Below are 12837 nucleotides of genomic sequence, written 5' to 3' on the forward strand. Positions count from 1 at the left end.
AACCAGTAAATACGACACAGATGCCGAACTCCGGGATTGGAGACACGACTCTGTGATAATGTTGAACACGGGTGAACTTTGAGCCGTTAATGTCGGTGATGTGATAACAAGGCGCCAGGAATTCCGGGTTCACCAGCCACAGGCCTATCCGACTAGAGAGCCTACAATCGAAGATGGCAGATGACAAGAACAGCCGAGAGAAGCAAGCGCGGGACACCGATAGACGTCAGCGAGAGCGCGACGTTGCTGCAGAACTAGAGCGGGGGGACGAACCGGAGCCACCGGTAGAGGCAGAAGAGTTCGGCGATCTTGAGTCGGAACTCGAATCAGTTGAATTCCCGGCAACGGGGGCCCAGCTCATCGCTGCCGCCGGCGACCTCAAGGTTGAATCGGCCGACGGGAGCTACACGATCGAAGAACTCTTGCCGGCGACGGACGAGGAGACGTTCGATTCGCCCGTTGCCGTCAGTGTTGCAGTCCAGCGGCCGACCGTCGCCGCGGCTATGAAACGGGTTGTAGAAGCCAGCGAGACGCTCCCGAACGCGGATCTTCGTTGGTCACAGCGCAAAGCCTACGAAATGACGTTCAAGGAGCTCAAAGCCATTGACGCCGATGACGACGATGAAGGGATCCAGGCCATTAGCGATTGGATTATCGAACGCATTCGAGACAAAGAAAAACTTCCGGGATCCCGTGCTGTACGGCGACAAGCGGCCAAGTTCTGCCGGGAAAAGGGGTACCAAGTCCGCAACGATGAGTGGCTCGGGATATAGAGACAAACAATATGGAAGTGGCCTGAAATCCGATAACCAGGAGTGAGCAATACGCGCGCTTTATTCAGCGTGGACATCCAAACCTGACAGACATACAGCACCCCCGGCAGACATCATTCCAGGCCCGTCATCATCGATTTTCCCGGAAATACGCCGATAATGGGGCTCTCTGTGGACTACTCTGTCCAGACGATAGACGCAGTTGAAACTAGTTGAATCATTCACAATTAATTCTAGTAGCATATAAGAATGTACGCCCGGAACACTACCGGGCGAGTTTCTACTAGTAGGCTCGACGAAAATGAACCGAGTAGCAACGACTTCGGCATAGCAGTACATTCATTACTCCAGTACGCTAAGTACACTATATGCCAGTTCGCATTGAAGAGTTCGAAACAGGGGACCTGCCAGATGGTCCAAGCGTTCCCGAACAGGTACTCGCCTACCTATATGCGAATCGAGACAAGGCGTTCACCCGTTCGGAGATTGCGACCGGAGTCGAGGAAGCTCCGAACACGGTTGGAACCGCGCTCTCCCGGTTAAAGCAGCGTGACCTCGTCCGACACAAAGGGGAATACTGGGCGATAACAGAGGATCTGGATCGAGTACAGGATGCGTACAATCTCCACACCGTAACGGAACAACTCGACGACGAGGACGGTGGTATCGACCCGGACGAATGGGACGCGGTCGCTCCGGACGAACCACACCTGAGTGAACGGGATCAATAAATGCAACCGGAGCGAGGAGATGTCGTTCGAAGTTCTGACCCGTTCAAACTGGGCGAGGAGCGCCAGCGTCCGTGGTTGATCGTCAACAACAGTTCGCACCCGTTCGGCGACGAGCAGTTCCTCGCGGTCGCTATCTCTACCAAGGAGTACAGCGACTCGATTGCGATGGACTCCGACGTATGGGAAGTCGGTGGTGTTCCGCGCGAGTCGTTCGTCTCCCCGTGGGCAGTCCACTCGCCACGGATCGAAGATCTGGTAGCGTGGCAGGGCCGTGTTACCGAGGAGTTCATCGATGCTGTCATCGATGAAATAGAGACGTATCTCCGGTAGATTCGAAATGTACGCCCGGAACACTAACGGCCGGCCTCATCCCGGGGCTGCGTGCCGCGTCGGCCGGGAAACCCTCGTGTCAGGCGGCCCGTCTTTGGGGCACGGACGTCCCATATGTCGCACACCCGGGTTCGCCGCCTCGTCATCGCTCCCGTGATGGGAGTACTCGGGCGGGGACTAAGGGTGCGCACCCGTATTACGAAGTCGACGCTCAAGGCCGTTCCGACTCAGCGCGCTACAGCGTGTATTCGGATTCGGTGAGTTGGACGTACTTGCCGTTGCGGAACGAGAACTTCGTGCGCTTGTAGGTCGTCACCAGTCGCGCCGCGCTGAAGCCCGCGCTGATGTTGCTCGTGTCGAATAGTCCGTAGCCCTCGCTGTTGTCGAGGAGTTTCCGGGCCGTCGAGAACGCCCAGTCCCAGTCGTCTGGGTCGTAATCGCGGACGACGTCAGCCATCGCGACGTTGCGGAGGATCTCGTCGCCGATGGCGTCCTTCCAGCGGTCGTTGTACGGCGAGAGATCTCCGGCGGCGGCGAGTTCGCCCGCGATCGCGCCGGTCCGGACGGCCGTGTGATCGCCGCCCTCGTGGAACGCCGAGGTCGACCCCATCGCGCCGCCGACGACGGCGATGCCCGCGTCGGTCGGCGAGTCGATCGGCCGCGTCGAGGAGATGGCGTACGTCTCGGTCCCACCGGACTTCCCGCGGTCCTCGACGAGGGGGAAATCCTCCGCTATGTCGTACTCGTCGCCGTACTCTTGTTCGAGGAGCCGGCGGATGTACTCGCGGCCCTGCGGGATCCGGTCGTCCTCGGGCTCTAAGAGCGGGTAGTCTTCGGGATTCGCCAGGTCGTCGAGTTCCATCCCGATCGGCATCGTCAGGCCGATCCGCGCGACGTTGTCGTCGTTCGGGAAAATCCACGGGTAGGCGGTGTGGCCCGGCATATACCCCCACCAGAACTTGATCGCGCCCGCGACCTCCTCGAAGACGTCCGCGGGGAGGCGACGGTGTTCCTGGTAGGCGATGTGGTTAGTCTCCCGCGTCGAGAGGCGCTCGGTGACGTCGAACGGGAGATACTCGTCGAGCACGCCGGTCGTGACCTGTCGCTGCGGGCCGTCGGCGAGGATCAGAAAGTCGGCGCCGATGGCGTCGCCGCTCGCGAGTTCGACGCGGTGCCGCGGTCCGTCGCCGGTGTGATCGCTCTTGACGCCCCGAACTGAGACGCCGACCCGATAAGACGCTCCGGCGTCTTCCGCGCGGCCGCGGAGGAAGTCGTCGAAGCGCGCCCGCTGCATACAGAATCCGAAGTTGTCGTACGACGATTCGATCCCGGTCGACCGCAGCGTGATCGACTCGTTGGGCCCGATGAACTCCGCTCGATCCAACTCGCCGAGGACGACGTCGTCGGGCATCTCGTCGGGGTGGATGCCCATTATGTCGACCCAGTAGTCGAGGATGCCCGCGGCGTCCGTCGAGTCCGGTCCCAGTCGGTCCGGCCGATCCGCGCGCGGAACCCCCTTTTCGAGGACTACCGCGGACGCGCCGGCCGACGCGGCGGCGTGTCCGGCGGCCGACCCCGCAGGTCCCCCGCCGACGACTGCTACGTCGAATCGCTCCATATGGCTACAGCGACCCCGGTCCGGTATTATACTGTCGCTGTCGGGGGCGCAGAACAGATCCTGTCGAAGCGCGGGAGGTGGTCAGCGCCCGGTCGCGATCTGAAGCGAGTAGGCGATACATACCAGTCCGACGACCTGAGTCGTCCGGACGAGCAGGCGGATCACGTTCTGAAAGCGGATCGGGAGGACGCGGAACGCGATCAGCCCTTGGCCGGCGACAGCGAGCGTGTACGTCAGCCCGAAGAGGAGAATCATTCCGACAGAGAGCCACCGCATCGAGCGCTCGTCGTTCCGGCGGAGGCCGCGATACGCCTGATACCCGATATAGAGACCGAGGAGCGCCGAGAGTGTCGCTGCAGCGCCCGCCAGCAGGCCGATCGGGGAGCCGAGTCCGGCGACCGACATCAGAGCTTCCCCCACAGCCGCGTCAGTTGGTCGGCGACGTCGTCGCTCTCGCGTTCGATCTCCCACGACAACTCGCCGTCGCGGATCGTGACCTCGAAGCGGTCGAGTCGGGAGGCATAGACCGTCTCGTGGTGGCCGTCCGACCGCGGTCGGGTCCGCTCGCCGACGAGGTCGGCCTCCGTCAGGCGGTCGAGCCGACGGTAGATCGACGACGTCGAAAGTTCACAGCGCGCTGCGAGTTCGGTGGCCGAACGTGGCGTCTCGCTCGTCGCGACGAGGATCGACCGCACGTGCTCGTCGTCGAGCAGCGCGACGACGGTTGCGAGGTCCACGTCGGCCATCTCACCCTCACCTATCATCCGACTCCGGCATAGATTCTGGGTCTCATACTGGATCGTCTCTACGGTTGGTAGTCGGTCGGCTGTGGAACGCGACGAACCGGCGCTCGGCGTCACGACAGCGACGCTAGCCATCGGTCCCACCCCGAACGTCGCGGCCGAAGAGCACGTGGAATCCGACGCCGCCGGTCGAATAGACGAGGCTCACACCGGTCGCCTCCGGATCGTCGCTCAGATCGACGGTCGTCTCTGCACCGGCCGCGACCTCCCGAGTGCCGGTCCAGAGGTCGCGCTTTTCGATCTTCCCGGGCACAGACGGGCGGTCGAGGTCGTAATAGAGCCTGTCGGCGGGGACCGATTCGCCGGCCTCGTGTCGGAACGTCACCGCGTCGGCGTCCGGATCGTAGGTCGCCCCCCACGTCACCTGCGGGAGGTCGTACTCGGGGGCGAGTTCGCGGTCGGAGCGAAGCGGGACCTGCGTCTCGACGGTCGCGACGCGCCCCTCGACCCGGACGTCGAACTCGTCGGCGCCGTCGACGAACCGGTAGTCGTCCTCGCGCAGTGCTGCTTCGAGCGCCGCGCTCGTCGGCGCCCGGCCGTCGGCGTAGTGATAGTGGACGACCTGATAGGCGGTGTCGTCGTCGAACCGAATCGCGTCGGCGAGCATCACCGGGCGGTCTGTCGGGTCGCGAACGCCCGTGTTGACGCCCAGATAGGGGTTGTCGCCCGCGGCCGCCGTGAGCCGATCGAAGGCGGCGTCGGCTTCGTGATACCGCTGTCGCTCGCCCGCTCCGGCATCGACGAGCGCTTCCAGGTTCGGGGCGTCGTGCTGGTACGCGCTCGTCCACACGATGGCGTCGTCGCCGATCGCGACCCGGCGGGGGACGTCAGACCGGACGAACGTCGCGTATCCGCGGTAGTCGCCGTCGCGTTCGTAGCCGGTGCCGGTGACGGTTCGTGTGACCTCGGCGCGGTCGAACGACGCCTCGACGACGACACCGAAGTTCGACCCGATGAATCGGTCGTAGTTCTCGAAGCCGATGCCGAAGGCGTCCAGTGCGGCTCTGGCGTGGGCCTGCCGTCCGACGAACTTTTCGGGAGCCTCCGGACGAAGCGCGGTCGAACCCAGCGCGGTGAAGTGGTACGGATCGGCCGAGGAGTCGACGCTCGACGGCGCCGGCAACCACTTTCGGTATCCGGGGTCGCCTGCTGGCGGGACGCCGACGCGGCCGTAGCGCTGGTCGCCGCCGAGCGGCGGGAGACTGGACAGACAGCCAGCCGTCAGTGTCGAGAGGGACATCGCGAGTGCCGCGCCGCCGCCGGAGAGCAACTGCCGTCGCGTTCGATCGGTGGAGGGCCGAGAGTCGGGGGACATACTGCAGTCCGTCCGACGGTCGGCTCATCCGTATAAACCCGACATCGACCGCGGAGGGGCGCAGGCCGTCGATGGATTTTTGTACAACTTCGCACTCCCCAGGGAATCGAACTTCCCGGTGGGACACCGGCCGCACCGAAACGAGGCGGAGTCTCGATTCTCCCTCTGCGGCTAGCCGTCATGCTTTTCTAACCACCGCGCTCACGGTGAAATAGTATGGATTCCGATTCGTATCGCGAGCGGCTCTACGACGTGTTCGCCGATCCGAATCGGGAGACTGAAGAGAAGATCACGCGCGCGCTCGAAATCGGATCCGATTACCTCGGCCTTCCTATCGGATTTCTTACTAGAATCGAAGATGGAATGCAGGAGATCGTCCAGGCGACGGGCGACCACCAACTCATCCAGCCGGGCGAACAGTGCCCACTCCGGGACGCCTACTGTAAGCGAACGATCGAACTCGAGAGCCCGTTCGCGACGCACGACGCGGCCGCGTCCTCTATCGACGAGCAAGCGATCCAGACGTTCGGGTTGGGCACGTACATCGGCGCCAAAGTCGTCGTGAACGACGAGATCTACGGTACGGTCTGCTTTGCCGCCGACGACGAGCGCGAGGAACCGTTCTCGGAAGCCGAGGAGGTCTTTCAGGAGCTGCTGGCGAAACTCGTCAGTAGCGAACTGGAACGGGACGCCTACGAGCGCGAAATCGAGAAGCAAAACGAACGGTTGCGACGCGAGAAACGCCGGTTCGAGGGGATCGCCGAAACGAGCTTCGACATCCTGTTTCGGCTCGACCTCGACGCCAGATTCACCTACGTGTCCGCGGCCGTCGAGCGGATCTTGGGCTACGACCCCGACGAGTTGGTCGGCGAACCCTTCGTCGATTTTATGACGGAATCGTCGGCCGAGGAGGCGATGGCGGGCTACGTAGACGTCCTCGACGAACAGGGGGTCGCGCGGATGGAACTGGACTTCCTCGATCAGTCGGGTACTGTCGTCGTCATCGAGGTCAACGCGACGCCGGTGACGGGCGGAGGCGAGGTCGTCGGGATCCAGGGCGTCGGTCGGGACGTCACGGATCGGAAAGAGCGCGAGCAGGAACTACGCGTCAAAAACCGAGCGATGGAGGAGGCGCAGGTCGGTATCTCGATCGCGGACGTGCGCAAGCCGGACAACCCGCTCGTCTACGTGAACCGCGGGTTCGAGCGCGTGACGGGATATTCGGCCGCTGAGGCGACCGGCCAAAGCTGTCGGTTTCTCCAGGGGGAGGCGACGGACCCGGACGCGGTGAGTCGCCTCCGGTCGGCGATCGACGCGGGCGACCCAGTGACGGTGGAGCTCATCAACTACCGGAAGGACGGGACCCCCTTCTGGAATCAGGTCCGCCTCGCGCCCGTCGAAGACGACGGGGGGACGCTCTCGCACTATCTCGGGTTCCAGAACGACGTCACAGAGCGTAAGCGAACCGAGGAACTGATCCAACTCCTCAATCGGGTGCTCCGGCACAATCTGCGCAACGACCTGAACGCGATCCTGGGATGGAACGGCGAGCGACAGCGTTCGATGGAGACCGGGACCGACGCCGAAGACCGAATCCAGCACATCGCACAGGAACTGGTCGAGTTGTCCGATCGCGCCCGCGAACTGGAACAGTACGCACGCGGCGACCGTGACCCCCAGCGGCTCGCCCCCGACGCGCTCGTCGCGGCGGTCCTCGAAAGTCACCGAGACGCCTTCGCTGGGGCGACGATCGAACGAACGATCCGAACGAGTACAGACATCTGTGCCGGCCCGGAGCTACGGCGGGCCGTCTCGGAACTCGTCGAGAACGCCATCAAGCACGACCCGTCGCCCACTCCGCGGGTGGCGATCGACGTCGTCGACGACGGCGACTGGATCGAACTCACGGTCAGGGACGACGGTCCCGGAATCGACGAGATGGAAGCGGGGGTCATCGCCTCCGGTAACGAAACCGCACTGCAACACGGCTCGGGCTTGGGACTGTGGCTGGTCAACTGGATCGTGACGCGCTACGGCGGGTCGTTCCGGATCGGCGCCGACGACGACGGTGGCACGACGGCGACGATCCGACTGCCCGGTATCGACGCGGACGAATCGGTGGCGTCGGTCGCCCGCCGGCCGACCGTGCTCTTCCGGTAGACGGGGCGGTCACGGCAGCGAACAGCAGACCGACCCGGGGGAGCTACGAGAGTGGCGTCGGGGGCGGTTTTGATACTGTCCCGACACGTCTGTGTACGTATGGCCCCCGACGCCGACCGCCCGGTCGAAGCGGACAGTGGCCCGTCCGTGCCGGCGTACGGCCCTATCGACGCCGTCCTCGGATACGCGCTGTTCTACGTCGTCGTCGACCGCGTCACTCCGAGCGTCACTGCAGTCCTCGCGGACATCTTATCCGTCGCACCGTCGACTATCGGATTCGGGCTCGCAGCCGCGCTCTGGTTCGTGCTGGTGGTTACGGTGCTCGATCAGTCGCGGCGACAGTTGGCGGCGCTCGGCGTCGGGACGGCGGACGCAGTCCGTCACGAGGCAACACAGCGCGGCACGCTCTCGGAACCGCAAACGGAGTTCTATCTCGCAGCGCTGCTCGTCGGCGGGGTCGTCGCCGCCTGGACCTTCGATACCGCGATGACAACTATTCCCTCCCTCGTCCGGGTCGTTTCGACGGCCGATCCCGGTGGCTTCGTGATTCGGGCGTTCCTGGAGACGGTCGTCTTCTTCGTCGCGTTCGGAACCGCGACCCGGGCACTCGATCGATTGCTCGTGGGCGCGATCCGACAGTGGCTCGCGGCGTGACCCCGCCCGCTGTGTGACCGCGTGATCGTCCCCTACTCGGCGTCGGCAACGCGAACGTCGGGATCGTGGCTCTGGCCGAGGTGTTTGCGCAGGAACGCGGCCCCGTGATCGACCTTCGAGTCGGCGTCGACGTCGAGTTCGTTCTCGTAGACGACCCACTCGACGCCCGTGTCGCGAGCGGCGGCGAAGATCCGTTCCATATCGAGGACGCCCTCCCCGTGCGGCGCGTCTTCGAAGGCTCCGAAGCGTCCGGTGGGTGCAACGTCTCGCAGGTGCAGTAGTTCGAGTCGATCACCGAACATCGGAAACGCGGAGACGGGATCGAACCCGGCGGCACGGATCTCGCCGACCTCGACTTCGAAGAAGAGGTCCGCAGTCTCCGTCTGCGTGATCAGATTCCAGAGGCCGGTGTTGGTGGCTTTCGGCTGGCGACCCGCGCGGAGTGCACGGCTGGCCGCCATCGTCGCGGCGTTCTCGACGCCGGGAGGCAACGGTGCTGCGTCCGTGATCGTCTCCACGACGTCCGGCAGCAGCGGCCAGAGGTAGTGCCGGACGTTGTGTATGCCGAGATCGATGCCGTAGTCGTCTAACTCCACCGAGGCGTCGCGGAGTCGCTGGGCGAGCGATTGGACCGCGTTCCGCGATCTGAGGTGTCCGAACGAGATGTGCGGCACGATCAATCGGTCACAGCCGATCGTCGAGCAGCGGTCGAGGAGGTCGTTTTCGCCTGTCAGGGCCGCCTCGACGAGCGGGAGTTCGGCGTGGACGCCGACGGGGACGGTTCCGGTCTCGCTGAGGGCGGTCGCGACCGCCTCTGGCGGTTCCTCCCGAAAGCGGTGGGCGAATTCGACGCCCTCGTAGCCGGCCGCCGCGGCCCGGCGAACGATGTCCGGGAGCGAATCGTCGAGCGCTCGCACGCTGTAGAGTTGCAACGCTGGTCGGGGTGTGTCGGTCACAGTTTCTGTAGTTCACTGGCGTGGGTATTGTTATAGAACGCATATCACCTCGCTAACCGGCCGATAGTCGCGAGTTATGCCGCGTTCTACCGGCAGTAAAGTCAGGAACGAGTAATGATAGCTATCGGAACCAACTCGGTTCGGCCTCTGGGTCCCGCGATCGATCCAGACAACGAACACGCAGCAATCCGCGCTGCCGCGCGCTGCGACTATCAGGCCCCTACTATTTCGCGAACAGTATCAAGCCCGGTCAACGTCCATAGTGCCGGTTACCTCGTAGACGCCGAACAACTCTGTCTCTGTGATCTGTGCGGTTATCTCGTCGCCCTCGCTGATGTCCTCGTCTTCGACGTCCGCAACGACAGTGACCGCCTCGATTGGGTCCCGCCTCACGAACGCCCATATGAGTTCCAACAGCGAGGGATGGCCACCGCGGCGACAGACCAGGACGCCACGCGATGCAGCCAGTTCCTCTAAGGCAGGTTCGAGATCGTGCTCGGCGAGTTCGTCTGGTGGAATGACGCGCAGTACGTCGCCGTGAAACGTCTCTGACACAGCGGCAGTCTGTGGCGAAGCAGGAAGGCGGTGTCGGTCGATCTCCGAGTGCTGATGCTGTCTGCCAGACGTCCGTGACGTATTGCAGCACCCCAGAGTTGTCTCGGGAGCGCCGGACGTTGTGTTGCCAGTGGCCACGTGCCGCTCCACCGCAGGCCCGACAGGAAGCGTGAGTGATCTCAATAGTCCTGCACCTCAGCAGTATTGCGCCAGTTCCTCGTACGCACGCTCGGCGGCCCGATCGGGCTCGTGCGGGTACGTGTACAGTTCGGCGGTGACGAACCCGTCGTAGCCGACGTCGTCCAGCGCGTCGAAGATGTCCCGGAAGTCGAGGTCGCCCTCGCCGGGGATCCGGTGGTAGTGCTTGCCCCGGCGGCCGCCGACGATGTCCTCTACGTGCACGCCGGTGATGTGGCCCGCGCTCCGGTGTATGGTCTCGGTGAGGTCCTCGCCGTACACGGCCGCGTGCCCGACGTCGAGGTTGACGCCCAGCGACTCGCGGCCGACGTCGTCTATCAGGGCTAACACCTCGTCGGTGCACTCGACGAGTAGTTCCGGTTCGAACTCGATGCCGACGTCGATACCCCGCGGCTCCGCGTAGTCGAGGACCTCGTGGAGCGACGCGCGAAGTGTCTCTTGCGCCCGTTTCGGCGGGTTGCCTGCGAGCGGTCGGCCGGTCGCGAGACAGACCGCGGGTGACCCCACCGCCTCCGCGAGGTCGATGGCGCGGTGCGTGTACTCAATGCGCCACCGGCGGGCCGCTTCGTCGTCGGTGATGACGCTCGGCTCGAAGAACGCCGAGGGCGGCGCGTCGTCGTAGTAGCCCATCGCCGTGTTCGCGTTGACGTTTGCCACCGACAGGCCTGTCTCCGCGAGGGCGTCGCGCAGCGCGCGCTCGTCGTGGCCGTCGAACGTCGGGAAGTAGGCGTGGGGGTCGTCGCCAAGAATCTCGACGCCAGCGTAGCCGTGGTCGCCGATGCGCCGAACCGCCTCCGGAAGTCCGTATTCGGAATAGGCGTTCGTCGAGAAGGCCAACTCGACCATCACTGCCCCCCTCTGCGCCTGCCGGGGCGGCCGGCAGCTACGGTTCGTCGTCGGTGCGCCGTCGTCGATTCGAATCCGGCTCGGTGAATCGTGTGTCTCTGGTGCATACGTGTCATCATCCTCCTTACGAGACGGCGAACAGTTGCGACAGTCCGACTGCGGGACCGACGAACGCGATCGCGACCAGCGCCCATCCGGCGCCAGCGACGGCCGCGACCGCCGCATCGAGCGGCACGAGCGCGAGCACGCACGTCCCGATGACCGGGCCGACCGTCTCCGGTGACGGGTCACGGTAGGCCCGTGCGAGCGCTCGCCCCGTCACGAGGAGAAACGCGGCCGCGAGTACGATGCCGACGCCGGCAGCGAGTCCGTGGGTTGTGAGGCCGACAGTCGCAAGGAGGGTCACCGCGACCGTCCCGGCGACTCCGGCGGCGCCGCCAGCGACCACCACCGACCGCCGCGACGCCCCGGTCGTCTCCGTTGCGGCCACCAGCGTCACGCCCGCGACGTACGTGGCGAGCACGACCGGGATACCGAGCGCCCAAAGGGGCAGCGACGCGACCGTCGCGTCTGTAGCCGTCGTCCCGAACAGGACGTTCAGTCCGCGCGCCGCGCCCATCGCCAGGAACCCCGCCGGTCCGCCCTTCAGCACGCCGTCGTACGCGATGACCGCCGTTGCGACCGCGAGTGCCCCGATTCCGGCAGTAGCGCCGGCTGCAGCGACTGCGAGGAGCACCGCACAGAGCAGCAACGCGGCTCCGAAAACACCGGCCGTCGGGCGCGACACCCGACCGGCAGGGATCGGTCGCTCCGGACGTTCCTCCGCGTCGACGGGGGCATCGAAAAAGTCGTTGAGGGCCGTCCCAGCGGCGTAGAGCAGCACCGAAGCGGCGGCCACGCCGGCGACGGCCGGGACCGTGGCCGTCCCGCCCGCGGCGACGGCGAGTGCGGCCCCGGCTATCACGTCCGGCGGCGCAGTGAAGAGGTTCGGAACGCGAACTAACTCGGCGTACGCGGCCACAGTGCGTCGCACCCGGCGTGTGCCGCGTCGGGAGTGAGCCATCGTCCGATCAGATCCACCCGTGCTCGTCGAGATACTCGTACGCCTCGCGCGCCGTCTCAGCCGCGGTCTCCTGATACGGGTATAGCTCGACGGTAACGAATCCATCGTAGCCCGTCTCCGCGACGGCCTCGAGAAAGCCGTCGATGTCCATCGCGCCGTCGCCCAGTTGGGTGTGCTCGTGCGTGCGGTCGGCCGGAATGTCCTCTACGTGGTAGTGGGGCGTCTGATCGACGACCCGGCCGACGGCCTCGGCGGGATCCTCGCCGACGCAAAAGAGGTGCCCCGCATCGAAGTTGCAGCCGACCGCTTCCGAGTCGACACGGTCTGCGATGTCGAGATACTGGTCTGTCGTCTCGATCAGCAGGTCCGGCTCGGGTTCGATCAGCACGTCGACGTCGAGGGGTTCGGCGATCTGCACGATCGACCGCATACTCTCTCTGAACGTCTCCATCGCCCACTCGTAAGACCGGTCTGCAGGGACGGGGCCGCCCGGCTGGATCGAAATCGAGTCGGCTCCGATGGCGTCGGCCAGACGGAGCGACTCGTGCGTGTAGTCGATGCGCTGCTGGCGGTACTGGGGATCGGTCTCGACGTAGGAAGGGTGTTGAAAGCCCTCCGCAGTCATCATAAACGCGTTACAGTTGCTTATCTCGAGGCCCGTATCGTCGAGCACGTTCTCGACCGCGGCGATGTCCGCTTGGTCCGTGTCTGCGGGGTGAAGGTGCGACGCGCCGAGCAGGAGTTCCACCCCGTCGTACCCGATGTCGGCCAGAATCTCGACGGTTTCGAGCTGATCGTACGCCTGGAACGCGTTGGCTGAGAATGCAAATTGCAT

Annotated in this window: 14 protein-coding genes; 5 read left to right on the forward strand and 9 right to left on the reverse strand. The window is 64.7% G+C overall.

Features of this window, described 5'->3' with window-relative positions:
* Nucleotides 1-173 precede the first annotated feature (173 nt).
* The 3 genes from RBH22_RS16960 to RBH22_RS16970 all read left to right on the forward strand — a co-directional run bounded on the left by RBH22_RS16960 (nt 174) and on the right by RBH22_RS16970 (nt 1834).
* On the forward strand, nt 174-773 hold the full coding sequence (locus tag RBH22_RS16960) for a hypothetical protein (protein ID WP_306678464.1): 600 nt from the start codon (nt 174-176) through the stop codon (nt 771-773).
* 368 nt (nt 774-1141) lie between these two features.
* The gene (locus RBH22_RS16965) at nt 1142-1504 is read left to right on the forward strand and encodes a hypothetical protein (protein WP_306678466.1); all 363 of its coding nucleotides are present in this window, start codon (nt 1142-1144) and stop codon (nt 1502-1504) included.
* Complete coding sequence (locus RBH22_RS16970; RefSeq protein WP_306678468.1) at nt 1505-1834, forward strand: hypothetical protein; 330 nt, start codon at nt 1505-1507, stop codon at nt 1832-1834.
* A gap of 235 nt (nt 1835-2069) precedes the next feature.
* Here the strand turns inward: RBH22_RS16970 and RBH22_RS16975 are convergent, their stop codons facing one another.
* The 4 genes from RBH22_RS16975 to RBH22_RS16990 form a co-directional block, all read right to left on the reverse strand.
* Nucleotides 2070-3452: an NAD(P)/FAD-dependent oxidoreductase gene (locus tag RBH22_RS16975; RefSeq protein ID WP_306678470.1), complete on the reverse strand. Its 1383-nt coding sequence runs from the start codon at nt 3450-3452 to the stop codon at nt 2070-2072.
* Nucleotides 3453-3533: 81 nt separating this feature from the next.
* Nucleotides 3534-3857: a hypothetical protein gene (locus RBH22_RS16980; protein WP_256289652.1), complete on the reverse strand. Its 324-nt coding sequence runs from the start codon at nt 3855-3857 to the stop codon at nt 3534-3536.
* On the reverse strand, nt 3857-4198 hold the full coding sequence (locus tag RBH22_RS16985) for a winged helix-turn-helix domain-containing protein (RefSeq protein ID WP_121569356.1): 342 nt from the start codon (nt 4196-4198) through the stop codon (nt 3857-3859). Before RBH22_RS16985 ends, RBH22_RS16980 begins: the two co-directional genes overlap by 1 nt.
* Nucleotides 4199-4322: 124 nt before the next feature.
* Nucleotides 4323-5570 (reverse strand): hypothetical protein, encoded by a 1248-nt coding sequence (locus RBH22_RS16990; RefSeq protein WP_306678472.1) that lies wholly within the window; start codon nt 5568-5570, stop codon nt 4323-4325.
* A 216-nt stretch (nt 5571-5786) separates the two neighbouring features.
* Here RBH22_RS16990 and RBH22_RS16995 point away from each other — a divergent pair, with 216 nt between their 5' ends.
* Both RBH22_RS16995 and RBH22_RS17000 read left to right on the forward strand, forming a co-directional pair.
* Entirely contained in the window at nt 5787-7730 is a 1944-nt protein-coding gene (locus RBH22_RS16995; RefSeq protein ID WP_306678474.1) for a PAS domain S-box protein, read from the forward strand.
* Between the two features lie 99 nt (nt 7731-7829).
* Entirely contained in the window at nt 7830-8384 is a 555-nt protein-coding gene (locus RBH22_RS17000; RefSeq protein ID WP_256545465.1) for a hypothetical protein, read from the forward strand.
* Nucleotides 8385-8416: 32 nt separating this feature from the next.
* On the opposite strand, the gene RBH22_RS17005 is transcribed toward RBH22_RS17000, so the two are convergent.
* The 5 genes from RBH22_RS17005 to RBH22_RS17025 all read right to left on the reverse strand — a co-directional run bounded on the left by RBH22_RS17005 (nt 8417) and on the right by RBH22_RS17025 (nt 12837).
* On the reverse strand, nt 8417-9340 hold the full coding sequence (locus RBH22_RS17005) for a sugar phosphate isomerase/epimerase (protein WP_306678477.1): 924 nt from the start codon (nt 9338-9340) through the stop codon (nt 8417-8419).
* Between the two features lie 240 nt (nt 9341-9580).
* Entirely contained in the window at nt 9581-9895 is a 315-nt protein-coding gene (locus RBH22_RS17010; protein ID WP_256545463.1) for a hypothetical protein, read from the reverse strand.
* 195 nt (nt 9896-10090) lie between these two features.
* Entirely contained in the window at nt 10091-10939 is an 849-nt protein-coding gene (locus RBH22_RS17015; protein WP_306678479.1) for a sugar phosphate isomerase/epimerase, read from the reverse strand.
* Nucleotides 10940-11063: 124 nt separating this feature from the next.
* On the reverse strand, nt 11064-12002 hold the full coding sequence (locus tag RBH22_RS17020) for a UbiA family prenyltransferase (protein ID WP_306678481.1): 939 nt from the start codon (nt 12000-12002) through the stop codon (nt 11064-11066).
* Nucleotides 12003-12009: 7 nt separating this feature from the next.
* Nucleotides 12010-12837 carry a sugar phosphate isomerase/epimerase family protein gene (locus RBH22_RS17025; protein ID WP_256545460.1) on the reverse strand — a complete coding sequence of 276 codons (828 nt, stop codon included), beginning with the start codon at nt 12835-12837 and terminating at the stop codon, nt 12010-12012.

This window comes from Halobellus sp. H-GB7, assembly GCF_030848585.1.
In the GTDB taxonomy this organism is placed as follows: Archaea; Halobacteriota; Halobacteria; order Halobacteriales; family Haloferacaceae; genus Haloquadratum; species Haloquadratum inordinatus.

Bases quoted from the DNA above. Each gene is read 5' to 3' on its own strand.
- RBH22_RS16960 (WP_306678464.1), top strand. From the start codon at position 174: ATGGCAGATGACAAGAACAGCCGAGAGAAGCAAGCGCGGGACACCGAT.
- RBH22_RS16965 (WP_306678466.1), top strand. From the start codon at position 1,142: ATGCCAGTTCGCATTGAAGAGTTCGAAACAGGGGACCTGCCAGATGGT.
- RBH22_RS16970 (WP_306678468.1), top strand. From the start codon at position 1,505: ATGCAACCGGAGCGAGGAGATGTCGTTCGAAGTTCTGACCCGTTCAAA.
- RBH22_RS16975 (WP_306678470.1), bottom strand. From the start codon at position 3,452: ATGGAGCGATTCGACGTAGCAGTCGTCGGCGGGGGACCTGCGGGGTCG.
- RBH22_RS16980 (WP_256289652.1), bottom strand. From the start codon at position 3,857: ATGTCGGTCGCCGGACTCGGCTCCCCGATCGGCCTGCTGGCGGGCGCT.
- RBH22_RS16985 (WP_121569356.1), bottom strand. From the start codon at position 4,198: ATGGCCGACGTGGACCTCGCAACCGTCGTCGCGCTGCTCGACGACGAG.
- RBH22_RS16990 (WP_306678472.1), bottom strand. From the start codon at position 5,570: ATGTCCCCCGACTCTCGGCCCTCCACCGATCGAACGCGACGGCAGTTG.
- RBH22_RS16995 (WP_306678474.1), top strand. From the start codon at position 5,787: ATGGATTCCGATTCGTATCGCGAGCGGCTCTACGACGTGTTCGCCGAT.
- RBH22_RS17000 (WP_256545465.1), top strand. From the start codon at position 7,830: ATGGCCCCCGACGCCGACCGCCCGGTCGAAGCGGACAGTGGCCCGTCC.
- RBH22_RS17015 (WP_306678479.1), bottom strand. From the start codon at position 10,939: ATGGTCGAGTTGGCCTTCTCGACGAACGCCTATTCCGAATACGGACTT.
- RBH22_RS17020 (WP_306678481.1), bottom strand. From the start codon at position 12,002: ATGGCTCACTCCCGACGCGGCACACGCCGGGTGCGACGCACTGTGGCC.
- RBH22_RS17025 (WP_256545460.1), bottom strand. From the start codon at position 12,837: ATGCAATTTGCATTCTCAGCCAACGCGTTCCAGGCGTACGATCAGCTC.